Below are 582 nucleotides of genomic sequence, written 5' to 3'. Positions count from 1 at the left end.
AACTGGTAACGTTAGCTGATGTGTTGCCAGCGGATTACAAAACTGGTGATGTTGTAACTTACGACAATAAGACGGTGATAGATAGTAACTCACTCGTTTATTCGCTTTCGACAGGTGAGTTGTTAGGGAAGATGACAAGTAATCATAGTTATTACGATTATGAAACGTATGTACTTCATCAAGCAAATAACGCATATCAGGCATTGGAAGAACTTAGTGAGGTTCGATCGATCGGTCTTGGTCATGACTTAGATGAAGATTCGTTGAAACACTTTGACTCTGATGGTGTTGTAAGAACTAACATCGATGTTAATCAACTTGCAGAAGTGATTCTTGGCAAAGAAGTGTCATTAATGCAAGGCAAGGATGAGATTAGTAGCCTTGATGGAAACGACATCATTTTTGGTGATGCGATTCGTTTTGATATCAATGGAGAGCAAGGTGTTTCTGCGCTACAAAACTATGTAGCTTCTCAACTGGGGAAAGATGTTGCTCTGGTAACGAAGGAGGAAGTTCATCACTACATTACTGAAAACCAAGCTGAGTTTGAGCAATCTCGTTATTATGACCAAGCGGACACCA

Annotated in this window: 1 pseudogene; it reads left to right on the top strand. The window is 40.0% G+C overall.

What is annotated here, in order from left to right:
- Window positions 1-582: pseudogene (locus tag R7R78_RS28150) on the top strand (hypothetical protein); the annotation flags it as partial.

It is taken from the genome of Vibrio sp. 2134-1, assembly GCF_033339495.1.
Note: the sequence above shows the minus strand (reverse complement) of the source record. Positions and strands in the feature narration are given on the sequence as shown.